Source organism: Acrocarpospora corrugata, from assembly GCF_009687845.1.
GTDB lineage: Bacteria > Actinomycetota > Actinomycetes > Streptosporangiales > Streptosporangiaceae > Acrocarpospora > Acrocarpospora corrugata.
In genome coordinates this window covers 226,973-250,633 of record NZ_BLAD01000036.1, presented here as the reverse complement: position 1 = coordinate 250,633, position 23,661 = coordinate 226,973, and the positions used below count along the sequence as shown (strand labels likewise).

Sequence of the window (23,661 nt, the reverse complement as noted above, 5' to 3'; positions counted from 1 at the left end):
CTGGTTAGAGTAAGTAAGCACTGATTGGAGTGGAAATGGATCTTGCCGAATACCGGTCCGCGGCGCGGGCCTGGCTGGCGGGGAACACTCCCGCGGCCGACGGCGTCGACGCCGCCAAGACGTTCATGGCCCGGCTGCACGACGCCGGGTATTCGGGGATCACCTGGCCGGCCGAGTGGGGCGGGCAGGGCCTCACCCAGGCCGAGGAGCGGGCGTTCGCGGCGGCGGCCCGCGACTTCTCCCTGCCCACGTACGTGTTCTCGATCGGGCTCGGGATGTGCGGGCCGACCCTGCTGGATCGGGGTACCCCCGAGCAGAAAGGGCGGTTCCTCCGGAAGCTGCTCCGGGGGGAGGAGATCTGGTGCCAGCTCTTCTCCGAGCCGGGCGCGGGTTCCGACGTGGCCGGGTTGCAGACCAGGGCCGAGCAGGTCGAGGGCGGCTGGCTGGTCAACGGGCAGAAGGTGTGGACGAGCGTGGCCCAGCACGCCGACCGGGGGCTGCTGCTCACCCGTACGAACGCGGACGCGCCCAAGCACAAGGGGCTGACCATGTTCGTGGTCGACATGCGCGGCCCGGGGGTGACCGTACGGCCGCTGCGGGACATGACCGGCCGGGCGCACTTCAACGAGATCTTCTTCGACGACGTGCACATCCCGGACGAGAACCGGGTCGGCGCGGTGGACGAGGGCTGGAGCGTGGCGGTCACCACGCTGCTGCACGAGCGCCTGTCCATCTCCAGTGGCGTGGGGATGAGCGGCCAGCGCGACAACCCGACCAGCTTCGAGGCGCTCAGCTCGGCCGTGGACACCGGTGACCCGCTCGTCCGTGACCAGCTGGTCGAGCTCTACCTGCGCTCCCGCGCGCTCGCCCTGTTCAACCAGCGGCTGTCCCAGGAGACCAAGGCGGGGATCTTCCCGGGGGCGCGGGGCAGCGCGGCCAAGCTGCTGCTGGCCGAGCTCACCACCTTCAGCGCAGATTTGGCGGTTTCGCTGATCGGTCCGGAGGCGGTGGCCGACGGCCATCCGCTGGCGGACGCGATCGCGCTGGCCCCGGCCATGTCGCTGGGCGGCGGCACCAACGAGATCATGCGCAACATCATCGGCGACCGGGTGCTCAACCTGCCGCCGGAGCCCCGGGTGGACAAGAACGTGCCGTTCAAGGACCTGAAGGTGAACTCGTGAACCTCCTACTCTCCGATGAACAGCGCGAACTCGGCTCCGTGGCCAAGGCATTCCTCTCGACGGTGAGCCCTCGGGACGGGTACGTCCAGGCCGTCTACGAACGGCTCAACGGCGAACTCGGCCTCGGCGGGCTGATCGTCCCCGAGGACTGCGGCGGCTCCGGGGCCGGCTACGCGGACCTGGCCGTGGTCCTGGAGGAAGCGGGCGCGGCCCTGCTGCCGGGACCCTTCCTGTCGACCGTGTTCGCTGCGATCGTCCTCCGCGAACTGGGCGAGAAGGAACATCTGACCGCCATCGCCTCCGGCGTCCCCGCCACGGTCGGTCCCCTCTGGGGCGGCGGGATCACCGCAACCGACGGTACCCTCACCGGCGAGGCGCTCTTCCTCAACGGCGCGGAAGCCGACCTCGTCCTGGTCATCACCGCCGAGGGGGTGTTCACCGCCCAGGGCACGGTCAGCCCGGTCGACGCCCTGGACATCACCAGGTCACAGGCCCGGATCAGTTTCGGTGGCGAGCCCGCGGTCGCGCTCGGCGCGCTGCCCGCGCGGGCGCTGGACCTCATCGCGGTGGCGCTCGCCGCCGAGCAGCTCGGCGTGATCCGGGCCGCGCTGGCCGCGATCGTCGAGTACGGCAAGGTGCGGGTCGCCTTCGGCCGGGCCATCGGCTCCTACCAGGGCGTCAAGCACAAACTGGCCGACCTGCACTGCGCCCTGGAACAGGCCGAGTCCATCGTCAGGTACGCCGCCTGGACCGCCGACGAAGCCCCGGACGAGCTGCCCACCGCCGCCGCGCTCTCTCAGGCGTACCTCGGCAGGGCCTGCTTCCAGGCCGCCAAGGACAGCCTGCTGCTGCACGGCGGCATCGGTTTCACCTGGGAACATGACGCGCACATCTACTACAAGCGTGCCAAGAGCGACGAAGTGCTGCTCGGGCCGTCCCGGATCCACCGAGCCAAGCTGGCCGACCTCCTGGAGTTGTGATGTTCGATTTCGACGCGACGCCCAGCTTCTACGCCATCGCCCAGGCCCACCCGGAACGCCCGGCGGTGGTCGACGCGGACGGCTCCGAGACCTCGTACGGCGCCCTGCTGGCCCGGGTGAACGCGGTCTCGCACGGCCTGCGAGCCCGCGGCCTGGGGGTCGGCGACGTGGTCGCCGGAGTGCTGCCGAACGGGATCGACGCGGTGACCATGCTGCTGGCGACCGGCCAGATCGGGATGTACTACGTCCCGATCAACTGGCACCTCACGGTCCCCGAGATCGACTACATCGTGGCCGACTGCGACGCCAAGATCGTCGCCTCCAGCCCCGGGGAGGTGTCCGCGCTAGCCGACGCCCAGGTCGCGAAAAATCCGGACGATCGCTCCAACGGGGTGGTCATGTGGTACACATCGGGCACGACGGGGTTCCCGAAGGGGGTCCAGCGCCCGCTGTCCGGCAACGCCCCCGAAGAGACCATGCCGCTCTACGCCTGGTTCCTCGGCGAGGTGTGCGACCTCAAACCGGGCGACGCGGTGCACCTGGTGACCTCACCCATGTACCACTCGGCCCCCTGCGCCCACGTGATCTTCGCCCTGAACATGGGCCACACCATCGTCATCGCCCCCCGGTTCGAGCCGATCACCATCCTGGAACTGATCGACCGCTATCGGGTGGACAACGCGCTCATGGTCCCCACCATGTTCCACCGCATGCTCCAACTACCCGCCGATACCCGGAAAAATTACGACCTGTCCAGCCTGCGGCAGGTGATCCACACCGGCGCCGCCTGCCCGATCGCCGTCAAGAAGGGGATCATGGACTGGTGGGGCCCGGTCCTGTACGAGTACTACGGCTCCACCGAATCGGCCATCGCCTTCGCCGTCAAACCCGCCGAGTGGCTGGCCAGACCCGGCACCGTCGGCCGCCCGGTCCCCACCTTCGAGGCCCGCATCCTCGACGAGAACGGCGCCGAACTCCCACCCGGCGCCCCCGGCCTGGTCTACGTCAAGTCCGCCATGAGCACCTTCCGCTACCGCAAGGACCCCGCCAAGACCGCCGCCAGCATGCGCGACGACTGGTACGCCCCCGGCGACATCGCCTACCTGGACGAGGACGGCTACCTCTTCATCTGCGACCGCAGAACCGACCTGATCATCTCCGGCGGCGTGAACATCTACCCCGCCGAGATCGAAGCCGCCCTGCTGGAACACCCCGCCGTCGCCGACGTCGCCGTCATCGGCGTACCCGACGAGGAATGGGGACACCGCGCCGTCGCCCTCGTCCTGCGCTCCCGCGATGTCACCGCCGACGAACTCCTCGAACACCTGCGGCCCCGGCTGGCCCGCTTCAAGCACCCTCGCGCCATCGAGTTCCGCGACGAACTGCCCAGAACCCCGACCGGCAAGCTGTCCCGCTCGAAGGTGAAAGCCGACTACCTAGCTCGGCAGCCACTCCACTGAGGTGGTGATCGCGTCCAGCACGTGCCCGAGCGGCTCCACCCCGATGCCGGGCCCGGTCGGCACGTCCAGATGCCCGTCCCGCAGCTCGAACGGCGGCGTGATGTCCGTGGCGTAGTAGCGCCGCGAGGCGGAAGTGTCCCCCGGCAGGGTGAAACCGGGCAGCGCGGCCAGCGCCAGGTTGGCGGCCCGGCCGATGCCGGTCTCCAGCATGCCGCCGCACCACACCGCGATCCCGTGCGCCCGGCACAGGTCGTGGATCCGGCGCGCCTCCAGGTAGCCGCCGACCCGGCCCGGCTTGATGTTCACGATCGAGCACGCGCCCAGCGAGATCGCGGCGGCGGCGTGCGCGGCCGACTCGATCGACTCGTCCAGGCAGATCGGCGTCGTCAGCCGCTTGGCCAGCGCGGCGTGCTGCACCAGGTCGTCGTCGGCCAGCGGCTGCTCGATCAGCAGCAGCCCGAACGCGTCCAGCTTGGCCAGCTGCGGCGCGTCCAGCAGCGAGTAGGCCGCGTTCGCGTCCACCTGGAGCAGAATGTCGCCGAACCGCTCCCGGACCGCCCGGACCGGCTCCACGTCCCAGCCCGGCTCGATCTTCAGCTTGATCCGCCGGTAGCCCTCGGCCAGGTAGCCGTCCACCACGCCGAGCAGCTCCGGGATCGAGTCCATGATCCCGACCGAGACGCCGCACGGCACCCGGTCCGCCGACGCGCCCAGGAACGTCGCGAACGACTCCCCGGCCGCCCGCAGCTGGGCGTCCAGGACGGCGGTCTCCAGCGCGGCCTTGGCCATCCGGTGGCCCTTGATCGGCTCCAGCACCCGGCCCACCGCGTACGCGTCCACGTGCGGCCTGGCGGTCAGCGCCGGCACCATGAACCTGCGCATCACGTCGGCCGCGCCGTCCGCGTACTCCGAGGAGTAGAGCGGCTCGGCCATCGCCACGCACTCGGCCCAGCCCTCCGCCTCCGGCGTGACCACCCGGACCAGCAGCACCTCGCGGGCGTGCTCGGTCCCGAACGACGTGCGGAACGGCGCCACCAGCGGCATCGCGATCCGCCGCAGCTCCACCCCGGTGATCTTCATGGTCTGATCTTCATGGTCGCTCCACTACGTATCCCCCACGCGCGAACCCTTTGACCAGCGCGGACTCCCCGTCCATCAGCCCCGCCAGCACCTCACGCAACGCCTGCCGCCAAGCCTTGGCCAGCCCGGGATCGGCCCGCCTGATCGCCTCGATGTCCTCCGGCAGCTGCACCAGCACCACCTGGCTGGTCGTCCGCCGGACCACCGGCCGGCCCTGCTCGTCGATCAGCCCCGGCTCCGCGTCCGCCGGCACCTCTGGCCGGTACGGCCGTCCGGCCGCCGCCTCGGCCACATGCGGATCATAAAGCCTCCAGCACACCAGCACCCGGTCCGACTCGTCCCCGGCGTTGACCTCGTCCGGCATCGCGCCGTAGAAGTCGTACAGGTACTCGTACGGCATCGCGCCCAGCTTGGCCAGGTTGAAGTACGCGTTCCGGCGCAGCAGCGGATCGAACGTCCAGGTCACCTGGTGGAAACCGGCGGCGAGCGCCCAGGCCCGCTGGTGCAGCTTGAGCGCGAACCCCGCGCCCTTCTTGACCGCGCCGGTGACGTGCGAGTGCAGCCGCTCGGCCGGCGGCGCGGCCCGGAACGCGACGGACGCGCCGACCAGCAGATCCCCGTCGTAGGCGCCCGTGACGTAGTTGCCGGTGTGCGAGAAGGCACGCATCATCTCGACGCTGACCGGGGCGTTCAGCGGGTCGGGATGCCAGATGTCGTAGTACAGGTGGAAGACGCGCTCCAGGTCGGGGATCTCCTCCAGCTCGCGGATCTCCACCCCGGCCTGCTCGGCCGCCGCGACGGCGGTGCGGAAGGCGAGTTCTGAGGGGGTCATCGCGAGCCTTCCCGTACCGATTCGATCAGCGCCGTCAGCAGCCGGACCCGCTCCGGCAGACGGTCCACCAGGACGTGCTCGTCGGCGGCGTGCGCGCCGCCCCCGACCGCGCCCAGGCCGTCCAGGGTGGGGCAGCCCACGCTGGCGGTGAAGTTGCCGTCCGAGCCGCCGCCCACCGAGATGCCCGCCAGCGGCGGCAGGCCGAGCTCATCGGCCAGGCGGACCGCCAGCGCGAACAGGTCCATCGAGGCCGCCTGGTCGAACGGGGGCCGGTTCGGGCCGCCCACGACTTCCAGGCGGGTGCCGGGGATCTTCGGGGTGAGCGCGCGCATCAGCTCGTCCACCCGCCGCTGCGAGGCCACGTCGGGCACCCGCACGTCCACCGCCACCCTGGCCACGGCCGGGATGGTGTTCGTGCTGGTCCCGGCGGCGGCCAGGGTCGGCGTCACGGACAGCAGGCCCGCCTCCGAGGACGACTCGACCGCGCTGGCGATCTCGGTGATGGCCAGGATCTGGTGGGCCAGCTCGACGCCGGCGTTGACGCCCTTCTCCGGTTCCAGGCCGGCGTGCGCGGCCCGGCCGTGGACGACCAGTTCATACCGGGAGATGCCCTTGCGGGCGACCTTGAGCGCGCCGTTCTCGCCGCCGGCCTCGGTCACGAAGGTGGCGGCCAGGCCGCGGGCGGTGTCCTCGATCAGCGGCTGCGAGGTGGGGGAGCCGAGCTCCTCGTCGCCCACGACCAGCACGGCGACACCCTCGGGGGAGGGCAGCGCGGCCAGCGCGTGGAAGATCTGGACCAGCCCGGCCTTCATGTCGAAGACGCCGGGGCCGCGGGCGACGCCGTCGGTCACGCTCCACGGAATCTGGTGGATCGTCCCGGTCGGCCAGACGGTGTCATGGTGGCCGAGCAGCAGCACCCTCGGCTCGCCGAACACCCAGCGCAGGTGCGGGACGCCGTCGATGACCAGGGTCTCCGGCTCGACGCCGAGCGAGCGGCGGCCGACCGCCGCGACCGTCTTCGCGCTGCGGGCCAGCGCCTCGTGGTCGCTGGAGAAGGACTCGCAGCAGACCAGTTCGGCCAGGTCGGCGAGCATCGCGGCGAGATCCACCGGCCCACCCGTCACCGGCCCACCCCGAGTTCGGCCTGGAACAGCCGGTGCAGGTTACCGCCGACGATCTTGCGGATCTCCTCCTCGGCGAAGCCGTGCTTGGCCAGCGCCTCGGTCACCAGCGGCAGGCCGAGCGGCCCGTCCAGGTCGGGGATGGCGGCCAGCACGTCCAGGCCGGAGAAGGAGTAGGCCTCGCAGCACGGGGGAGTGAGGTCGGCCATGACCTCGCGGATGAAGTCCGGGCCCAGGCCGACGTGGTCGATGCCGGCGACGGCGACGACGTGCTCGATGTGGTCCACCAGATGGTCGATGGTGACGCTCGCCGCGTCCTCGGTGAGGAAGGCGGCCAGGAAGTTCACGCAGACGACGCCGCCGGTCGCGGCCACGCCGCGGAGCTGGTCGTCGGTGAGGTTGCGGTGGTGGTCGCGGAGGGCGCGGGCGGAGGAGTGGGTGGCCAGCACCGGCCGGGTGGCCAGTTCGAGCACGTGCCCGACGCCGGAGGCGCCGAGGTGGGAGAGGTCGAAGAGGATGCCGAGCCGCTCCATGGCCGCCAGCGCCTCGACGCCCGCGCTGGTCAGGCGGGAGCCGGTGGCGTCCTGGCCGCTGCCGTCGGCGAGCGGGGTGCGGCCCCAGTGGGCGATCGAGGCGACCCGGACGCCCAGCCGGTGCAGGGTGGGGATCAGTTCGACGCTGTCGTCCAGGCCGGGCATGCTCTCCAGGGCCAGGACCAGGGCGATCCGGCCGTCGGCCAGGGCCCGGTCGATCTGGGGGCCGTCCAGGCAGAGCCGTACCGCGTCGGGATTGCCCTCGGCGAGGGTGTGCGCGCACTCGATCATGCGCAGGGTCTGCCGGAGCGAACCCTCCGGGCGGTACTGGTCGTCGATGAACACCGGCAGGACCTGGAGGTCCACGCCGCCGCCGGTCAGCTGGGGCAGCCAGCGTTCCCGGAAGAACGCGGCCCACTGGTCCGGCGGCCGGGCCGACACGGCCATCAGCAGGTCGTTGTGCGCGTCCGCGACGACGGCGTCGCGATGCAGGTCAGCGGCCACCTCAGCTCCTTCACCGGGGTCGTGTACCGGACGTTACCCCGCCGGGGCGAATCGGTAGGCCGCCGGGTCGGGTCTGCGGGTGATCCGCCGGTACATGGACATGGGTCGCGGCCAGTTGTTGGTCACCCGGCCGGACGCTGTTTTGTACCAGCTGGCACAGCCCGCCTGCCACACCATCGCGCGCATCGCCTCATCCAGCGCCCGCCGCCAGCGGTCCATCGCCTCCGCGCGCACCTCCATCGGGCCACGGGATCCGATCAGGCCGAGGCAGCCCATGATGTAGCGGGTCTGGCATTCGATCATGAACACGATGGAGCTGTGGCCGAGGTTGGTGTTGGGACCGTACAGGAGGAACAGGTTGGGGAAGTGCGGAACCGCCATCCCCAGGTACGCCTCCGCGCCCTCCTCCCACTGCTGGTGGAGATCCTGGCCGTCGCGGCCGGTGACGCGCACGGGCAGCAGGAAGCCGGTGGTCTCGAAGCCGGTCGCGTAGACGATCGCGTCGGCGGGATGCTCGGCGCCGTCCGCGGTGCGCAGGCCGGTTCCGGTCAGGCGGTCGATGCCATCGGTGATCACGGAGACGTTGGGGCGGGTGAGTGCCGGGTAGAAGCGGCTGTCGATGATGACGCGTTTGCAGCCCACCGGGTAGTCCGGGGTCAGCTTCCCGCGCAGCTCGGGGTCGGGGACGGCCGCCTTGAGGTGGGCGAGGGCGCGGCTGCGGAGCAGGCCGGAACTCCAGCCTCCGGCGAACGCGGGGAAGAAGGCGGTTTCGGCGTAGTGGTAGAGCCAGGACCGGTACGCCCGCTGGAGTGGCGGCACGAACCGGAACGCGGTGCGCAGCAGCGGGCCGAACTCGGCGTCGGCCTTCGGGAGGACCCAGTTGGGGGTACGCAGGAAGACGTCCACGTGCGCGGCGGTCGCGGCGACTTCGGGGATGAGCTGGGCGGCCGAGGAGCCGGCGCCGATGACGGCGACGCGCCTGCCGGTGAGGTCGTGGTGCTGCCAGCGGGCGGAGTGAAAACTCGGCCCATCAAATTTTCCCGAAATTTCGGGTATGCGGGGGCGGTTGAGCTGGCCGACCGCCGAGACGGCCACGTCGAAGATCTCGCCCTCCGGGTTCGCCGCCGTGCTCACCCGCCAGCGCCCGTCCTGGTAGGTCAGGGCGGTGACCTCGGTGTTCAGGCGCAGGTGGGGGCGGAGGCCGTACCGGTCGGCGCACTGGTCCAGGTAGGCCAGGATCTCCGGCTGGGCCGGGTAGCGGCGGGACCAGTCGGCGTACTTGGCGAAGGAGAAGGAGTAGAGATGGGAGGGGATGTCGCAGCCCGCCCCCGGATAGGTGTTGTCGTGCCAGGTCCCGCCCACGCCGCCGGACTTCTCGAAGATCGTGTAATCCCGGATGCCCGCCCGCTCCAGCCGGATGGCCATGCACAACCCACCGAAACCGGCACCGATGATCGCGACGCGCATCCGACCTCCCTCCTGTCAGGATCCACTTACGGTAGACCTTCGACCGTCCGCACACCAAGGGACCGGTACCCTCCTGGGGTGACTGAGACGACCTTGGCGGCAGTGATCGACGCGCTGGAGGAGTCCTACGACCCGAAGTGGGCCGAATCATGGGACGCGGTCGGCCTCGTCTGCGGGGATCCCGGCCAGCCGGTCCGCAAGATCCTGTTCGCGGTGGATCCGGTGGCCGCGGTCGCCGACGAAGCCCTCGACTGGGGCGCCGACCTGATCGTCACCCACCACCCGCTCTACCTGCGGGGCACCACCTCGGTCGCCGCCACCACCCCCAAGGGCCGCCTGGTGCACCGCCTGATCCGGGCTGGCTGCGCCCTCTACACCGCGCACACCAACGCCGACGTCGCCGACCCCGGCGTCTCCGACGCGCTGGCCCGTGCCGTCGGGTTGTATCCGCCGTACCGGCCGCTCAGCCCGATGGCGCACGACCCGCGCCTCGGGCTCGGCCGGGTCGGCGTGCTGCCCGTCTCCATGACCCTGGCCAAGTTCGCCGCCCTCGCCGCCCAGGGCCTGCCCCGCACCGCCGCCGGCCTGCGCGTCGCCGGCGACCTGGACCGCCTGGTCAAGGTCGTCGCCGTCAGCGGCGGCGCCGGCGACTCCCTGCTCGGCACGGCCCGCGCCGCCGGCGTCGACGTCTTCCTGACCGCCGACCTCCGGCACCACCCCGCCAGCGAGTACGCCGAGGCCGAAGGCCCCGCCCTCATCGACGCCGCCCACTGGGCCACCGAGTGGCCGTGGCTGGCCGAAGCGGCCGAGCGGCTGGCGTCCGGCCTGGCGGCGAAGGGTATTAGTGTTGAGGCGCGCGTCTCCGACACGGTCACGGACGCCTGGACCACAACAGCACAGCGAGGATAGGGATGAAGGCTGCACCGGAAGCACAGAAGCGTCTCCTCGACCTGGCTGAGCGCGATGCGGCTCTGGATCGGCTCCGGCACCGCCGCCGCACGCTCCCCGAACTTGCCGGCATCGAAGAACAGTCCAAGAAGCTCGCCCAGATCGTCACCCAGATCATCACCGCCGAGACCGAGGCCACCGACCTCGCCCGCGACCAGGCCAAGGCCGAATCCGACGTGGACGCGGTCCGGCAGCGCGCCGAACGCGACCGCAAACGCCTCGACTCCGGCCAGGTCTCCTCACCCAAGGACCTGGCCAGCCTGCAGTCCGAGATCACCTCACTGCACCGGCGCCAGGGCGACCTGGAAGAGGTCGTGCTGGAGATCATGGAACGCCGCGAGGCCGCCGACACCAAGACGGCCGACCTGCGCGCAGAACGCGAGGAACTCACCGGCACCCTCTCGGTCGCCGAAGCCCGCCGCGACGAGGCCTTCGCCGACATCGACAAGGAGGCCGGCGAGGTCCGCGACCGCCGCACCGCCCTCGCCACCGAGATCCCCGGCGACCTGCTCGCCCTCTACGAGAAGCTGCGCGAGGCCTCCGGCGTCGGCGCCGCCATGCTCCAGGGCGGACGATGCCAGGGCTGCCGCACCACCATGTCCATCGCCGACCTCAACCAGATCAGGATCGCCGCGCCCGACGAGGTCGTCCGCTGCGAGGAATGCCGCCGCATCCTCGTCCGCACCCCCGAGTCTGGACTGTGACCGCCGACTACATCTGCGAAGCCGACGGAGGCTCCCGGGGCAACCCCGGCCCCGCCGGGTACGGCGCCGTGGTGCGCAACGCGGCCGGTGACGTCGTCGCCGAGGCGGCCGAGTCGATCGGGATCGCGACCAACAACGTGGCCGAGTATCGGGGGCTCATCGCCGCGCTGTCGGCCGTGCTCGACCTCGGCGGCGAGGGGCGTACGGTCGAGGCCCGGATGGACTCCAAGCTCGTCATCGAGCAGATGGCCGGCCGCTGGAAGATCAAGAACGAGGGGCTGCGGCCACTCGCCCTCGAAGCCCAGGGCCTGGCCCGCCGCCTCCGCGTCACCTGGAAGTGGATCCCCCGCGAACGCAACAGCTACGCCGACCGCCTCGCGAACGAGGCCATGGACGCGGCGGCCCGGGGGGAGACGTGGCAGTCCACGACGCTGTCGTCCGGCGGGAGCTCGGTCAGCACGACCGTGTCCCACTCGACGACTTTCAGCCCTGGGGGTTCGGGTCCGTCAGGTGGCACTGGGCGATCGGCTTCGGCTTCAACCGGCGGTCAGGCAGGGAGCTCCGGCCCATCGACCTCGGCTTCAACCCGCGGTCGTTCGGCGGGAGCCGAGTCGGATAATGATCGTTCCCGTTCCGCGGGTGTCCGGACTCAGACGAATGGTGCGGCCGCGTCGGGTGACGGTTGGGTCGGGGACGCCAGCCGGCCGGCGGGGCGGAGTGGGCTCGGCTGGGGGAAGGCGTCGCGGGTGGCGACGTCGTTGCTGCTGCTGAGGCATGGGCAGACGCCGCTGTCGGTGGAGAAGCGCTTCTCCGGGCTGGGTGATCCTTCGCTCACGCCCACGGGGGAGGCGCAGGCGGAGGCGGCCGCGATGCGGTTGGCGCGGGAGCCGTACCGGATCGACGCGATCGTGAGTTCGCCGCTGACCCGGGCGCGGCAGACGGCCGAAGCGGTCGGGGCCCGGGTCGGGCTGCCGGTCCGTGTGGACAAAGGTCTCAGGGAAGCCGATTTCGGCACCTGGGAAGGAATGACGTTCGCCGAGATCCAGGAACGCTGGCCGGATGACCTGGCCGCCTGGCTCGCCGATCCCGCCGTCGCCCCGCCGGGCGGCGAGAGCTTCGCCGACGCGGGACAACGAGTGCAGCGGGCCCGGGACCGCATCTTGGCCGACTACCAGGGCAAAACGGTCCTGATGGTGTCCCACGTGACGCCGATCAAACTGCTCGTCCGGTACGCGCTGAACGCCCCGCCGGAGGCGCTCTACCGCATGCATCTCGACCTCGCCTGCCTGTCGATCATCGACTACTACGAGGACGGCCCGGCCGTGCTGCGCGCCTTCAACGACACAGCCCACCTGAGCTAGAAAGACCGGGCGGCCTCCGTTCGAGCGCGGAACGACGACTAGGGTCGAACGCGACAGGGCGCTGATCGGCCACCTCCATCGGCGCGAGCACGACCTCCGGGCGGAAACGTGCGCGAACGAGCCAGCGCAGCGGTGCAGGCCTCAGGCGAGCGCCTCATCGAGATCGCCTGCGACGAGTCGGGCTCGGAGGGCGAGAAGCTCATCGGCGGAAACACCGACGTGTTCGCGCACGCGAGCGTCGGTCTGACCATGGAATCCGCTGAGGCTTGCGTCCAGGAAACGCGGTACCGAATAGGCTCCCCGGCTCAGGAGTACAAGGCGAACCATCTCCTCCGGGAGAAACATCGCCCGGTCCTCCGCTGGCTGCTCGGCCCGTCAGGACCCATCCATGGACACGCCAACGTACATCTGACGGAGAAGAAGTATCTCGCCTTGATCAAGGTCGGCGAATTACTCAACGCGCCAAGCCAGCTGATAGCCGAAACCCTGTACCGCGACGGTGAATCAGCCTTCGGCCACGACCAATGGCTCGCGTTCCTTACCTCATTCAACGACCTACAGCGCGGCAGAACACTCCCCGACGAGTTCTTCGATCTCCTCGACACCCTGGCCGGCACCACCCCACCCACCGGCCCATCCAAGATCATGCACCAACTCCGCCAAGCCCGCCCCCAGGTGGAAGCCCTCCTCTCGCGAACCCCCGGCAACCCCAGCCCACTTTCGCTGAACCCCCTGATCCCCGCCATCGTCCACGCGATATCTCACTGGGGTCAGGGCGGAAAACTCATCTCTCTCATCCACGACGAACAAACCGCACTCACCGAAGACCGCATCACCGCCCTCAAACAGATCTTCGACAAACCCCCACGCCCCTCAGGCCTCCGCCTGATCGCCATGCGCCTCGTCGACTCCCGCACCGACCCCCGCGTCCAAGTCGCCGACTACCTCGCCGGCATAGCCCGGAAAATCACCCAAGACGAACTCCACAACCAAGGCGACCCAGAACTCACCCGAATGCTCCAGCCCTACGTGGCCACCACCTCAATCTGGGGAGACCCCCGAACCCGCACCCTGCTGGGCCTGGCCGACTGATACGCGCGTCTCGAGCGATTCCGGCCATCCTTGCTGGTGATTCGCCTTGTCCAGAGCAGCGTGGTCCCGACCGCCCTACTGGGCTGATAGCACTGATGCGCGCGTCCCGAGCGCGCTCGCGTGACTCCCGACCGATTCGCGTGTCCAGAGCAGCGCGCTCCGGCCGCCCCTGCTGGGCTGATAGGACCGATTCGCGCATCCCGAGCCTGCTCGCGTGTGTCCAACGATGGAACTGACGCGTTCTCAGCAGGCTCATTCATGAGCGTTCTCAGCACGCTCATGAATGCGCATTCTCAGAATGTCAACGACACGGCTCATACGCGCACAGCGGATCGCCGTCGAGAGGCACCCGCAGATCCAGAACCGCCCCCGCCGGCCTGGGCACCACGGCTCCCGCCTCCTTGAACAGCGCGAGCATGCGGTAGTTCGTCGCGTACACACTGGCGGTCAGTTCACTGATCCGCCGACTGGGCGCGACATTCAACAGATGCCGCAACAGGACCCGGCCAAGCCCCCGCCCCTGCCACTCATCCTCGACCAGAAACGCCAACTCGGCCTCACCGGCGGCGAGATCCATCAGATTGCTCATCGCCACCACCCGCTCGCCCCCCACAACCTCGGTAACGAACGTCACCCCCTTCGCCGGATTCGTGAACAACCCGATCACCCGATCACTCAGCCGCGGCATCGGCCCGAAGTACCGAAACCGCAGACTCTCCGGCGAGCACCGCTCATGCATCTCCCGGACCGCCCCCGCGTCCCCCACCGTCATCGGCCGGGTGACCAGCTCAACCTCCCCGACCTCGGTCCGCAGAACCCGCCCCGACGGCTGCGTCCCCCTGATCGGCCGCGGCCCCCTCGGCGGACGCCCGTCCCCCGGATGCTTGTTCATCATGATTTCCCCCAGCGCTACTCGGCAGTACCCCTCGATTTGTACGGCCCGTGCGGACCGCTGTCTGTGACATTTGACCCGCACCCGCTTGCTGGATGGTTGGTGCTCACTTGAGACGCCACTAGGCTGGTGACACGGCGGACGAGCCGGCCGGACGGCCGCGTCGGGGTCTTCGCACCCCGCCGAGGAAGGTCCGGGCTCCACAGGGCAGGGTGGTCGGTAACGCCGACCCGGGGCGACCCGCGGGACAGTGCCACAGAAAACAAACCGCCCCCTCATCCGAGGGGGTAAGGGTGAAACGGTGGTGTAAGAGACCACCAGCGCCCACGGCGACGTGGGCGGCTAGGTAAACCCCACCCGGAGCAAGGTCAAGAAGGAACGCCCCCGGGCATTCCGCGCGCGACATTCGAGGGCTGCCCGCCCGACGCCGCGCGGGTAGACCGCTTGAGACCACGAGCAATCGTGGCCCTAGATGGATGGCCGTCAGGTTTCGACCAACAAAACCCGGCCTACAGGCCGACTCGTCCGCCTTAGAAGCCTCTGACCTGCATGAATGCGTTCTCCCGGTAAGGTCAAATAGCCGGGAGGGCGCATTCAGGGCACATCTTTTAGTGCGGACTGCGGTGACGAGGGCGTTGTTCAGCGCGGGTTCGCGCTCGCTCGGATACCTCGGGGACCAGATGGCCGTAGAGGTCAACCGTGGTGGCGATCGACTCGTGGCCAGGCCACCGGGAGACTTCCGAGATCGGTACGCCTTCGGCGAGGGCCGTACTAGCGAAGGTGTGTCGCAGATCGTGAAAGGTCATGTCCGCAGGGACACCTGCCGCCATGATGTGAGCGCCGATCATCCCGCAGAAGGCGACCGCCTCAGGTAGCGCCCGGATCTGCTGACCCGGCAGAACTCGCGCTCAGGGCGATAGCTCGGCCCGCTGCGTGCACGGTCCTGCTCTCCCCAAGCCGACACAGCCCGGCATCCAGCCACCCGTTGTGGATCACATCACCCGTGCCATCCAGCAGTCGACCCACCCGATCGGGCTCGACTGGTGGCACCGTTGTCTGGGCGGTCACCAAGTGTAGTTGTTCAATCTCATGACGTCTCGATTGGTTGGCAGTAGCCTGCTGCCAAAGTTAAGGCTAGCCTTGAATTCGGGAGGACCCTCGTGTCGTGGACGGTGAAGGTCACAGACGAGTATGCCGCCTGGTTCAGTGAACTCATCAAGGAGGATCTTGATTCGGCGATTCAAGTCGCTCAGGCGGTAGCCGCTCTCCGGGAGGAGGGGCCGACGCTGGGCAGACCGCTCGTCGACCGGCTCAAAGGAAGCTCCCTGCACCATCTGAAGGAACTGCGTCCGGGATCACGCGGGCGTTCGGAGATCAGGATCATCTTCGCCTTCGATCCCACCCGGGCGGCGCTGCTGTTGCTAGGCGGCGATAAAGCCGGGAACTGGGAACGGTGGTACAAGGAGAACATCCCCCTGGCCATACAGCTCTACATCGACTACACCAGCGACGAAGAGGAGTGACCATGCCGAAGAGGACGCCGGGGGACTGGGCCGACCTTGAGCGGGAACTACACGAGGCCGGGGTCTCTCCTTCCGTGATCGACGAAGGCGCCAGAAGGCTCCTCGCCGAGGCGCGTGGCCATCAGCTTGCTGAGGCACGCAAGCATCTTGGACTCGGACAAAAGGACGTCGCGACCACCATGGGCGTCAGCGTTTCCCGCGTCTCACAGATCGAGCACGGCGAGGTCGCGTCCCTAGAGGTCATCGCCCGCTACGTGGAGGCACTCGGAGCCCGCTTGGAGTTGGTCGTCGACTTCGGCGACCGAACGGTGCGTTTGCCGGTCAGCCAGAAGTCGCTGGATGCCGCCTGACCGCTGGATAGCCTGGGCAGGAACTCTGCATAAAAGCGCAAAAATTGGCTAAAGCGGTCAAGCTCGCCTTGATCCCACCACACTGTCCGGGGTGACTGACGCGCCACCGAAATCGAGAACGCCAGGGCCGTCGCGGGGTAAACGAGCGAGATCGGGACCAGTTGGTCCGTACCGTTATCGCGGTGACCAGACTGATTTTGTGGATCATCTGGGTTGCGATCGATTCTCGCCACACCTCATAGGGGCCTCCTGTCGGCCAGGGCAGTCGAACTCTGGGCAGGTGGGAGGCCCTTCCACGTGCCATAACGTCGGCACCTAGTCATCACGAGGCCAAGGAACGTACCCGGCCGCGATTCGTCGAAATAGCGCTGTGGGTTCACCGAGATAGTGAGCTCCGTTGACGGGACCGCGATGCTCGCCGACGGCGACCATCAGACAGGCGGCGAGATTCGTTTCACTCGATCCTGGCGCTGGATGGGAACGATGCTCAGCGTGGGAGGGGACAAGCGTGACCGGATCGGCTCAGGCGGCCCGGGGGTGGCGGTGGATCGCCGCGCCCGGCACGATCTTGGGCGTTGGGCTGGGCGGCTTCGTCGACGGCATCATGCTGCATCAGATTCTGCAGTGGCATCACATGCTCTCCAGCACCGACAGCGACAACATCGGGGTGAAGTACTACCCGGCCGACACCCTTTCTGGGCTGCGGATGAACACGTTGTGGGACGGGTTCTTCCACGCTTTCACCTGGCTGTCGGTCCTGATCGGTCTCGGCCTGTTGTATTCGCGTGTCACCACCTCGCGCGGCCGGGTGTGGCGATCGCGGGCACTGTGGGGCTGGATCCTGGTCGGCTGGGGGGCGTTCAACCTCGTCGAAGGCGTCATCGATCATCACGTCCTGGCCATCCACCATGTGCTCGCCGGCCCCTACGAGCTCTGGTGGGACCTTGGCTTCCTGGCGTTGGGTGCGCTGCTGGTGGCCGGCGGATGGCTGATCCAGAGGGGTGCTCCCGCCATCGACCTGTGCCGTGAAACCACCCTGGCCGGAGAAGGTCGCTGATGCACCACGACCACCATCACGGCGGGCTGCCCGGCTGGCTGCCACTCGCTCTCATGGCCGCGGTTGCGGGAGCGTACCTGCTGCTGGCAGCGCGTCGCCGTCGTGAGCCCAGGGGATGGAGCCGATGGCGGACGGCGAGTTTCAGCACGGGGTTGGCGCTGCTCGCCGCCGGATTGGCCGGGCCGGTCGCCGCGCTGGCCGAAGCCGACTTTCGCGGGCACATGCTTCAGCACCTGCTGATCGGAATGCTCGCACCCCTGGCACTGGTGCTGGGCGCACCGATCACCCTGCTCCTGCGCTCGCTGCCGCCGGTCCATGGGCGCCGTATCGGTGCCGTGCTGCGCAGCCGCGCCGTTCATCTGCTGGCCAATCCGTGGAGTGCGCTGGTTCTGAGTGTGGGCGGCATGGTCGTGCTCTACTGCACGCCGCTGTATCGCCTCACTTCGGCCACCCCGGCGCACCACCTGGTGCACGCGCACTTCTTCCTGTCCGGTTACCTGTTCGCCTGGGTGATCGCCGGCCCCGATCCGGCGCCGCGCCGCCCCTCGGTGCCGCTTCGCCTGGTGGTGATGGCGGTGGCGGTCGCCGTACACGCCACCCTGTCCCAGCTGATGTACGCCGGGCTCATCGTCGACGTGCCGGTGCCCGCGCCGGAACTGCACGGCGCGGCCGAACTCATGTACTACGGCGGAGACTTCGCCGAACTGCTGCTGGTTTTCGCCCTGGTAAGCACCTGGCGGCCCGCGCGCCCTCTCGCCCGAGTCTCCGTTCGCCCCTTGTCTCCTCTCGCGAAGTCTCCTCTCGCGAAGTGACGTCATTCGATGACGGGCGACCGGCTGGCCGCCGACCCACGCGGTGTCAAGCCGGGTAGTTCGTGAAGAGCATGGTGGAAGTGGTCTGGTGGCACCAGGTGCGCCATTGTTCGGGTGTCCAGCCGTACTCGCCGACGAGGGTTTGGTAGCTGGCGGGGCCCATGAGCATGAGCAGGATGTCGGTAGCCTGCTGTTGGGTCAGTTCAGGCCGTAGTTGTGCCTTCGTGGAGAGATGGCCGATGAACTGGGTCCAGGATTCGCGGCGTAGGCGTTCGTTGTGGGCGCGGATGCGGGCGGGTTCCGGGTCGTGGGAGGCGGCCTTGACGTAGTCGTCCAGGGGGGCGGTGCGGGCCAGCACGTCCGCGACGGCGTCGATGAGGATGCGCAGGGCTTCGTCGAGTTCCGGGGCGGCGATCATGGCCGCGTACCAGGGCTGGAGCTCCGGCGGTGCGTCGGCGTCGCCGATGACCGCTCGTTCGTAGACGTTCTGCAGCAGTTCGGCCTTGGTCCGGAAGGTGAAGTACAGGGTTTGTACGGCGACGCCCGCCTCCGCGGCGATGTCGGCCATCGTCGTTCCCGGGTAGCCCCGCTGAGTGAACAGCCGGTAGGCGGAATCGATCATCCGCGCCCGGGTCTGCGCCGCCTTTTCCTGACGTTGTTGTCGTCCGGTCTTGACCTCGCCCATCTTCCGGCCAACAATACTGGACAACTCACTAGTGGCTTCACTAGTGGAACCACTAGTGAAGTATTCGGGAGGTTGGCGATGAGTGTTGCGGCGGTGATCTCCGCTGGCGAGGGCGATGCGGTTCCCGCGCTCGGCATGGCGGTGAAGGTGCGCCAACGCCACCTCGCTGGGCTGTTCGTCGTGGAGGCGGTGATCGACCCTGATGTGGTGATCTTTCCGCACACCCACTCCCGGGAGGACGAGTGTTCGTACCTGCTCTCGGGTGAACTGACGTACCTGATCGGTGACGACGTGCAGGTGGCGGCCGAGGGATCCTACGTGGTGCGGCCGCGTGGCATCCGGCACGCCTTCTGGAACGCGTCCGGAACGCCGGCGCGAATCATCGAGATGCACACGCCCGCGACCTTCGACGGCTTCTACGACCGGGTGGGCGACATCCTCGCCGGGTACGGTCTGGACACGGACCAAGGACGAGCGGCGTTCGACGAGCTGAGCGCCGAGTACGGCCTCGTCCAGCACTGGGACCAGATCCCCGAGCTGAACAACCGGTACGGGATCGGCCGCCGATGAGCACGATCTTCGTCACCGGCGGATCCGGGTTCATCGGCGCCGCGCTGCTCCCCGCGCTGAGCGCCGCCGGCCACCGCACCATCGCGCTGGCCCGCAGCGACCGGGCGGCCGACCGTGTCGCCGCGCTCGGCGCCCTCCCGGTACGTGCCGACCTGTCCGGCCAGGACGCACTGGCGCACGCGATGGCCGGCTGTGACGCGGTGATCCACGCTGCCGCGCGGATGCACGGCGGACGTCCCGCCGACTTCCACCGCGACAACGTCGCCGGCACCCGCAGCCTGCTGGCCGCCGCACGATCCGCCGGGGTACGCCGGTTCGTCCACCTCGGCGCGGCCGGTTGCCTCGTCGGCGGCCGGCGTCCGATCCTCGACGCGGACGAGTCATGGCCACTGCGCCAGCCGCGCTACTCGCCGTACCTGACCACCAAGACGATCAGCGACCAGGAGGTGCGCCGCGCCAACGCGCCCGGTTTCACCACGTGCGTGATCCGGCCCGGCTGGGTGTGGGGCGACGGCGACCCGATGTTCGAGCAGATCGCCGCCGCCGCGCTCGACGGCAAAATGGTGCTCATCGACGGTGGCCGGCATCCCGTTGTCACCTCACACCGGGACAACACCATCCGCGGCGTCCTCGCCGCCCTGGACCACGGCGCAGGAGGCGAGGCCTACTACGTGTTCGACGACGAGACCAGCACCATCGGCGAGTTCCTCACTGCCCTGCTGCGCACTCGGGAACTGCCGCCCCCGGCTCGCGGTATCCCGTACCCGCTGGCGCGGGTCGCGGCGAACACCATGGAGTTCATTCATCGGCTGCTGCTTCGGCCCGGTGAGCCCCCGATCACCCGCCTGCTCGTCGAGTTCAACGGCCGCCCCTTCGTCATCACCGATCGCAAGGCACGTACCGAACTCGGCTACCGTCCCGTCACCACCCGCGCAGAAGGCCTCGCCCGCATGCGCGCTGTCGCACCACGAAGTTGAAGGCGTAGTCGAGCCAATACAACAGCCCCGGGCTCGATATTTAGATGGTGTAGCCGTCGGGGCTTGCTGATGGTCACGTCCAGATCTCCAGCGGCTCGTCGATCGTCTCGCCGTCGAGGAATCGGGTCAGCAGGTGGGGAAGCTCGCGGGGATAGAACTGGTCGGTGCTGGCGACCACCTCGGCGATCGGCCACCAGCGGAAGTCGAAGTAGTCCTCTTTCTCGTAGTCCAGCCGGTCGCGGTCGTCGATGTCGGGTCCTGACCCGGCCAGCCGGATCTCGACGACGACCTCGTGCTGGAGATGGCGGACGTCGCGGTGGCGGAATGAGCCATCGCGGGTCCAGGTCGGCGCCCCGATCTGCTCGTCGTCGATCGTGATGCCTGTCTCTTCGCGTAGTTCGCGTAGGGCGGCTTGGCGGTAGTTCTCGCCGGGGTCGATGCCGCCGCCAGGCAGTTCCCACCACTGGCCGAGTTCTGGAGCGGTGATCTCGTGGGTGTGGAACAGCAGGATCCGGTCGAGAAGCGTCTCGCACGACCAGCCGCACGACGTCGCGCTCCACGATGGGCAGATCCCGCGGCAGCCGGGCCATCGAATATCGCCCCTCCGTTTGTGCTCGGCGTGTCTGTGAGCATGGAGACGGTTGCCACATGATCATCGATGGCGGCCGCCGGGCACAGCGTAGAGGTTACGGACGGGGCGGGGTGGAGCGGGCGTAGCGGGCGGTGAGGTCGCGGATGTGGGCGATGAGTTCTGGGGGTTCGGTGACCTCGAAGTCCAGGTCGAGCATGCCGAGGTAGACGGCGAGTGTGGTGAGGGTGTCCGCGCCGGTGTTCAGCACGCAGGTGTGCTCGTCCACGGCCTCCACCACGCCGACGGCGGGGTTGATGCGCTCGGTCACGACCTCGGCGGGCGCGTGGACGACGACCCGGGATCGGTAGCGCCAGGCGGCGGCCGAGACCCCCTGTGCGACGTACGCGGCCGCGCCGCCCTCGGGTGGGTCGCGAGGGGGGAAGCGCGGGCCGGTGGGTACGCGTGGTTCGACGCGGTCTACCCGGAAGGTGCGCCAGTCCTGGCGGTCGACGTCCCACGCGACCAGATACCAGCGGCGGCCCCACGACACCAGCCGGTGCGGTTCGACGGTACGGACACCGGTGGATCCGTCGTGGGCGCGGTAGTCGAACCGCAGCCGCTCCTGGTCGCGGCAGACGGCGGCGAGCGCGGTCAGCACGCTCGGGTCGACCGTCGGGCCGGCCCGGTACGCGGGCACGGGTTCGGTGTAGGTCTGCAGCGCGTTGACCCGGTAGCGCAACCGGGAGGGCAGCACCTGTTCCAGCTTGGCGAGCGCGCGTACCGAGGTCTCCTCGATTCCGGCCACGCTGCCGCCGGCGGCAGCGGTGCGCATTCCGACCGCCACGGCGACGGCTTCGTCGTCGTCGAGCAGGAGCGGCGGCATGGCGGTGCCGGCGCCCAGACGATAGCCACCGTCGGTGCCCCGGGTGGCGTTCACCGGATAGCCGAGGTCGCGCAGCCGTTCGACGTCGCGGCGCACGGTCCGCTCGCTCACGTCCAGCCGTTCCGCGAGGTTCGCGCCGGACCAGTCCCGTCTGGACTGCAACAACGACAGCAGGCGTAGCAGCCGTGCCGAGGTCTCCAACATGCTTTCCAGCATGCCAGGACTTTAGGACAGAAGCTGACCGGAAGGCTCCGTAGTGTTCCTGTCATGAGCGAAAACACCGAGGTCAAGCCCTTCCGCATCGACATTCCGCAGGCTCAGCTGGACGACCTTCGCAGCCGGCTCGACCGGACCCTTTGGCCGGACGAGATCCCGGACGCGGGCTGGGACTACGGCGTTCCGGTGCAGTACGTGCGCAAACTCGCCGAGTACTGGCGCGACGGGTACGACTGGCGCGCCCACGAGGCCGAGATCAACCGGTATCCGCAGTTCACCACCGAGATCGACGGGCAGAACATCCACTTCCTGCACGTACGCTCGCGGCACGAGAACGCCCTGCCGCTGATCCTCACGCACGGCTGGCCGGGCTCGATCGTGGAATACCTGAAGGTCATCGAGTCCCTCACCGACCCGGAGGACCCCACTCAGGCGTTCCACGTGGTGATCCCGTCACTGCCCGGCTTCGGGTTCTCCGGCCCGACCAAGGAGAAGGGCTGGAACCGGTACCGGACCGCCAGGGCGTGGGCGGGGCTGATGCGGCGGCTGGGCTACGACCGCTACGGCGCCGCCGGCAACGACGGCGGCTCGTTCGTCTCGCCCGAGGTCGGGCGGTTCGATCCTGAGCACGTCGTCGGAGTGCACGTCACCCAGATCTTCTCTTTCCCGTCCGGCGATCCGGCCGAGTTCGAGAAGATCACCCCGGAGGACCGGAAGGCGCTGGAAGTGCTGCAGTGGTTCTACGACAACAAGATGTCGTTCAATACCCTGCTCTCGCAGCAGCCGCAGACGTTGTCGTACGGGATCTTCGACTCGCCGGTCGGGCTGCTGGGCTGGAACGCACAGCTGTTCGGCGACACCGTGGACGTGGACGCCGACTTCATCCTGACCAACACGATGCTCTACTGGCTGACCGGCACCGCGACGTCGGCCACCCGCTTCTACTACGAGGACGCGCACGCCGAGCACCCCGAGGCGCCCACCACTGTCCCGACCGGCCTCGCGATGTTCGGCGGCGACTTCGTCTCCATGCGCACGTTCGCCGATCGCGATCACAAGAACATCGTGCACTGGAAGTCGTACGACCGGGGCGGTCACTATGCCGCCCACATCGTGCCGGACGTGCTGACCGAGGACCTGCGCGCCTTCTACGCCCGTCTGCGCTGATTGGTCCGGGAGCCCGGCGGGCTGCGCAAGGATCATGAATATGAATACGCGATACCCCGCCCATTGCGTCCCGGTGACCGTGTCGGGGTCACCGCTCCCTCCAGCGGAGTGGAGGAGAACCTGCGCGACCGCCTTCGGGCGGGGATCCGCACGGTGGAGGAGCGCGGGTACGAGGTGGTCGTCGGAGCGTGCATGGACGGCTCATCGCACGTCAGCGCTCCGGCGGCCGAACGGGCGCGCGAGCTGATGGAGATGCTCACCGATCCCCGGATCAGGGCCGTCGTACCGCCGTGGGGTGGGGAGACCGTGATCGACCTGCTGCCGCTGCTCGACTGGGACGCGCTTCGCGAGGCCGATCCCACCTGGGTCGTCGGGTTCTCCGACATGTCGACGATCATCACGCCGCTGACGCCGCTGACGCCGCTGACGCTGCTGACCGGGATCGCGACCGTGCACGGGAACAATTTGATGGACACGCCGTACCGTGCGCCCGAAGGGCTGTTGACCTGGCTGGACATCGTGACGATGGCGCAGGGCGCGCGACCTTCACCCAGACCTCGCCGAACCGCTACCGGGCACAGGGATGGGACGACTACGCGACGTCCCCCGAGGTGCGGGAGTTCACACTCGACACGCCGGGGCGGCGGACGCGACTGGACGGTGACGGCGACGTGCGGGTCGAGGGGAGGTTGATC

The 23,661-nt window shown here is 68.9% G+C and carries 25 protein-coding genes and 1 other RNA gene; 16 read left to right on the top strand and 10 right to left on the bottom strand.

What is annotated here, in order from left to right; genetic code table 11:
• Nucleotides 1-35 precede the first annotated feature (35 nt).
• The 3 genes from Acor_RS02925 to Acor_RS02915 are packed head-to-tail and all read left to right on the top strand — an operon-like array spanning nucleotide 36 to nucleotide 3,621.
• A complete protein-coding gene (locus Acor_RS02925) occupies nucleotides 36-1,181 on the top strand; it encodes an acyl-CoA dehydrogenase family protein (protein ID WP_155334920.1) in 1,146 nt (381 codons plus the stop codon).
• Nucleotides 1,178-2,161 carry an acyl-CoA dehydrogenase family protein gene (locus tag Acor_RS02920; protein ID WP_155334919.1) on the top strand — a complete coding sequence of 328 codons (984 nt, stop codon included), beginning with the start codon at nucleotides 1,178-1,180 and terminating at the stop codon, nucleotides 2,159-2,161. The genes Acor_RS02925 and Acor_RS02920 overlap by 4 nt, the downstream gene beginning before the upstream one ends.
• Entirely contained in the window at nucleotides 2,161-3,621 is a 1,461-nt protein-coding gene (locus tag Acor_RS02915; protein WP_155334918.1) for an AMP-binding protein, read from the top strand. The genes Acor_RS02920 and Acor_RS02915 overlap by 1 nt, the downstream gene beginning before the upstream one ends.
• Here the strand turns inward: Acor_RS02915 and menC are convergent.
• The 5 genes from menC to Acor_RS02890 are packed head-to-tail and all read right to left on the bottom strand — an operon-like array spanning nucleotide 3,598 to nucleotide 9,158.
• Nucleotides 3,598-4,701, bottom strand: a complete 1,104-nt coding sequence (gene menC, locus Acor_RS02910; protein ID WP_155334917.1) for an o-succinylbenzoate synthase — start codon at nucleotides 4,699-4,701, stop codon at nucleotides 3,598-3,600. The genes Acor_RS02915 and menC overlap by 24 nt on opposite strands.
• 10 nt (nucleotides 4,702-4,711) lie before the next feature.
• Entirely contained in the window at nucleotides 4,712-5,533 is an 822-nt protein-coding gene (locus Acor_RS02905) for a GNAT family N-acetyltransferase (protein ID WP_155334916.1), read from the bottom strand.
• The gene (locus Acor_RS02900) at nucleotides 5,530-6,657 is read right to left on the bottom strand and encodes a M20/M25/M40 family metallo-hydrolase (RefSeq protein ID WP_246238374.1); all 1,128 of its coding nucleotides are present in this window, start codon (nucleotides 6,655-6,657) and stop codon (nucleotides 5,530-5,532) included. The genes Acor_RS02905 and Acor_RS02900 overlap by 4 nt, the downstream gene beginning before the upstream one ends.
• On the bottom strand, nucleotides 6,654-7,691 hold the full coding sequence (locus Acor_RS02895) for a dipeptidase (protein ID WP_155334915.1): 1,038 nt from the start codon (nucleotides 7,689-7,691) through the stop codon (nucleotides 6,654-6,656). Before Acor_RS02895 ends, Acor_RS02900 begins: the two co-directional genes overlap by 4 nt.
• 33 nt (nucleotides 7,692-7,724) lie before the next feature.
• Nucleotides 7,725-9,158, bottom strand: a complete 1,434-nt coding sequence (locus Acor_RS02890; RefSeq protein WP_155334914.1) for a flavin-containing monooxygenase — start codon at nucleotides 9,156-9,158, stop codon at nucleotides 7,725-7,727.
• Nucleotides 9,159-9,236: 78 nt separating this feature from the next.
• On the opposite strand from Acor_RS02890, the gene Acor_RS02885 reads away from it, so the two are divergent.
• From Acor_RS02885 to Acor_RS02870, 4 genes are all read left to right on the top strand, one after another.
• Nucleotides 9,237-10,067, top strand: a complete 831-nt coding sequence (locus Acor_RS02885) for a Nif3-like dinuclear metal center hexameric protein (protein ID WP_246238373.1) — start codon at nucleotides 9,237-9,239, stop codon at nucleotides 10,065-10,067.
• A gap of 2 nt (nucleotides 10,068-10,069) precedes the next feature.
• Nucleotides 10,070-10,810: a zinc ribbon domain-containing protein gene (locus tag Acor_RS02880; RefSeq protein ID WP_155334913.1), complete on the top strand. Its 741-nt coding sequence runs from the start codon at nucleotides 10,070-10,072 to the stop codon at nucleotides 10,808-10,810.
• Nucleotides 10,807-12,171, top strand: a complete 1,365-nt coding sequence (locus Acor_RS02875) for a bifunctional RNase H/acid phosphatase (RefSeq protein WP_246238372.1) — start codon at nucleotides 10,807-10,809, stop codon at nucleotides 12,169-12,171. The genes Acor_RS02880 and Acor_RS02875 overlap by 4 nt, the downstream gene beginning before the upstream one ends.
• Nucleotides 12,172-12,279: 108 nt before the next feature.
• A complete protein-coding gene (locus tag Acor_RS02870; RefSeq protein WP_170316761.1) occupies nucleotides 12,280-13,263 on the top strand; it encodes a DUF3800 domain-containing protein in 984 nt (327 codons plus the stop codon).
• A 301-nt stretch (nucleotides 13,264-13,564) separates the two neighbouring features.
• Here the strand turns inward: Acor_RS02870 and Acor_RS02865 are convergent, their stop codons facing one another.
• The gene (locus Acor_RS02865) at nucleotides 13,565-14,158 is read right to left on the bottom strand and encodes a GNAT family N-acetyltransferase (RefSeq protein WP_155334911.1); all 594 of its coding nucleotides are present in this window, start codon (nucleotides 14,156-14,158) and stop codon (nucleotides 13,565-13,567) included.
• Between the two features lie 139 nt (nucleotides 14,159-14,297).
• Here Acor_RS02865 and rnpB point away from each other — a divergent pair.
• Nucleotides 14,298-14,683, top strand: an RNA gene (gene rnpB / locus Acor_RS02860) — RNase P RNA component class A.
• An 80-nt stretch (nucleotides 14,684-14,763) separates the two neighbouring features.
• Here the strand turns inward: rnpB and Acor_RS46105 are convergent.
• Nucleotides 14,764-14,985 carry a tyrosine-type recombinase/integrase gene (locus Acor_RS46105; RefSeq protein WP_422664784.1) on the bottom strand — a complete coding sequence of 74 codons (222 nt, stop codon included), beginning with the start codon at nucleotides 14,983-14,985 and terminating at the stop codon, nucleotides 14,764-14,766.
• Between the two features lie 330 nt (nucleotides 14,986-15,315).
• On the opposite strand from Acor_RS46105, the gene Acor_RS02850 reads away from it, so the two are divergent.
• From Acor_RS02850 to Acor_RS02835, 4 genes are all read left to right on the top strand, one after another.
• Complete coding sequence (locus Acor_RS02850) at nucleotides 15,316-15,678, top strand: type II toxin-antitoxin system RelE/ParE family toxin (protein ID WP_155334909.1); 363 nt, start codon at nucleotides 15,316-15,318, stop codon at nucleotides 15,676-15,678.
• A gap of 2 nt (nucleotides 15,679-15,680) precedes the next feature.
• Nucleotides 15,681-16,028, top strand: coding sequence for a helix-turn-helix domain-containing protein (locus Acor_RS02845; protein WP_155334908.1), 348 nt, complete (start codon nucleotides 15,681-15,683; stop codon nucleotides 16,026-16,028).
• 508 nt (nucleotides 16,029-16,536) lie between these two features.
• The gene (locus Acor_RS02840) at nucleotides 16,537-17,085 is read left to right on the top strand and encodes a DUF2243 domain-containing protein (RefSeq protein ID WP_246238371.1); all 549 of its coding nucleotides are present in this window, start codon (nucleotides 16,537-16,539) and stop codon (nucleotides 17,083-17,085) included.
• Entirely contained in the window at nucleotides 17,085-17,897 is an 813-nt protein-coding gene (locus Acor_RS02835) for a cytochrome c oxidase assembly protein (protein ID WP_155334907.1), read from the top strand. The genes Acor_RS02840 and Acor_RS02835 overlap by 1 nt, the downstream gene beginning before the upstream one ends.
• A 46-nt stretch (nucleotides 17,898-17,943) precedes the next feature.
• On the opposite strand, the gene Acor_RS02830 is transcribed toward Acor_RS02835, so the two are convergent.
• The gene (locus tag Acor_RS02830; protein ID WP_155334906.1) at nucleotides 17,944-18,606 is read right to left on the bottom strand and encodes a TetR/AcrR family transcriptional regulator; all 663 of its coding nucleotides are present in this window, start codon (nucleotides 18,604-18,606) and stop codon (nucleotides 17,944-17,946) included.
• Between the two features lie 54 nt (nucleotides 18,607-18,660).
• On the opposite strand from Acor_RS02830, the gene Acor_RS02825 reads away from it, so the two are divergent.
• The gene (locus Acor_RS02825) at nucleotides 18,661-19,152 is read left to right on the top strand and encodes a cupin domain-containing protein (protein WP_155334905.1); all 492 of its coding nucleotides are present in this window, start codon (nucleotides 18,661-18,663) and stop codon (nucleotides 19,150-19,152) included.
• Complete coding sequence (locus Acor_RS02820) at nucleotides 19,149-20,129, top strand: NAD-dependent epimerase/dehydratase family protein (protein ID WP_155334904.1); 981 nt, start codon at nucleotides 19,149-19,151, stop codon at nucleotides 20,127-20,129. The genes Acor_RS02825 and Acor_RS02820 overlap by 4 nt, the downstream gene beginning before the upstream one ends.
• Nucleotides 20,130-20,202: 73 nt before the next feature.
• Here Acor_RS02820 and Acor_RS43960 read toward each other — a convergent pair whose 3' ends face one another.
• On the bottom strand, nucleotides 20,203-20,634 hold the full coding sequence (locus Acor_RS43960) for an NUDIX hydrolase (protein WP_340163124.1): 432 nt from the start codon (nucleotides 20,632-20,634) through the stop codon (nucleotides 20,203-20,205).
• A 181-nt stretch (nucleotides 20,635-20,815) separates the two neighbouring features.
• Nucleotides 20,816-21,787 carry a helix-turn-helix transcriptional regulator gene (locus tag Acor_RS02810; RefSeq protein ID WP_155335010.1) on the bottom strand — a complete coding sequence of 324 codons (972 nt, stop codon included), beginning with the start codon at nucleotides 21,785-21,787 and terminating at the stop codon, nucleotides 20,816-20,818.
• Between the two features lie 63 nt (nucleotides 21,788-21,850).
• Between Acor_RS02810 and Acor_RS02805 the strand changes: the two genes are divergently transcribed.
• Both Acor_RS02805 and Acor_RS43050 read left to right on the top strand, forming a co-directional pair.
• On the top strand, nucleotides 21,851-22,966 hold the full coding sequence (locus Acor_RS02805) for an epoxide hydrolase family protein (protein ID WP_155334903.1): 1,116 nt from the start codon (nucleotides 21,851-21,853) through the stop codon (nucleotides 22,964-22,966).
• 63 nt (nucleotides 22,967-23,029) lie between these two features.
• Complete coding sequence (locus tag Acor_RS43050; RefSeq protein ID WP_218034097.1) at nucleotides 23,030-23,659, top strand: LD-carboxypeptidase; 630 nt, start codon at nucleotides 23,030-23,032, stop codon at nucleotides 23,657-23,659.
• Nucleotides 23,660-23,661: the final 2 nt, after the last annotated feature.

Bases quoted from the DNA above. Each gene is read 5' to 3' on its own strand.
- Acor_RS02820 (WP_155334904.1), top strand. From the start codon at position 19,149: ATGAGCACGATCTTCGTCACCGGCGGATCCGGGTTCATCGGCGCCGCG.
- Acor_RS02825 (WP_155334905.1), top strand. From the start codon at position 18,661: ATGAGTGTTGCGGCGGTGATCTCCGCTGGCGAGGGCGATGCGGTTCCC.
- Acor_RS02905 (WP_155334916.1), bottom strand. From the start codon at position 5,533: ATGACCCCCTCAGAACTCGCCTTCCGCACCGCCGTCGCGGCGGCCGAG.
- Acor_RS02810 (WP_155335010.1), bottom strand. From the start codon at position 21,787: ATGTTGGAGACCTCGGCACGGCTGCTACGCCTGCTGTCGTTGTTGCAG.
- Acor_RS02835 (WP_155334907.1), top strand. From the start codon at position 17,085: ATGCACCACGACCACCATCACGGCGGGCTGCCCGGCTGGCTGCCACTC.
- Acor_RS02890 (WP_155334914.1), bottom strand. From the start codon at position 9,158: ATGCGCGTCGCGATCATCGGTGCCGGTTTCGGTGGGTTGTGCATGGCC.
- menC (WP_155334917.1), bottom strand. From the start codon at position 4,701: ATGAAGATCACCGGGGTGGAGCTGCGGCGGATCGCGATGCCGCTGGTG.
- Acor_RS02845 (WP_155334908.1), top strand. From the start codon at position 15,681: ATGCCGAAGAGGACGCCGGGGGACTGGGCCGACCTTGAGCGGGAACTA.
- Acor_RS02925 (WP_155334920.1), top strand. From the start codon at position 36: ATGGATCTTGCCGAATACCGGTCCGCGGCGCGGGCCTGGCTGGCGGGG.
- Acor_RS02915 (WP_155334918.1), top strand. From the start codon at position 2,161: ATGTTCGATTTCGACGCGACGCCCAGCTTCTACGCCATCGCCCAGGCC.
- Acor_RS02805 (WP_155334903.1), top strand. From the start codon at position 21,851: ATGAGCGAAAACACCGAGGTCAAGCCCTTCCGCATCGACATTCCGCAG.
- Acor_RS02880 (WP_155334913.1), top strand. From the start codon at position 10,070: ATGAAGGCTGCACCGGAAGCACAGAAGCGTCTCCTCGACCTGGCTGAG.
- Acor_RS46105 (WP_422664784.1), bottom strand. From the start codon at position 14,985: ATGGCGGCAGGTGTCCCTGCGGACATGACCTTTCACGATCTGCGACAC.
- Acor_RS02865 (WP_155334911.1), bottom strand. From the start codon at position 14,158: ATGATGAACAAGCATCCGGGGGACGGGCGTCCGCCGAGGGGGCCGCGG.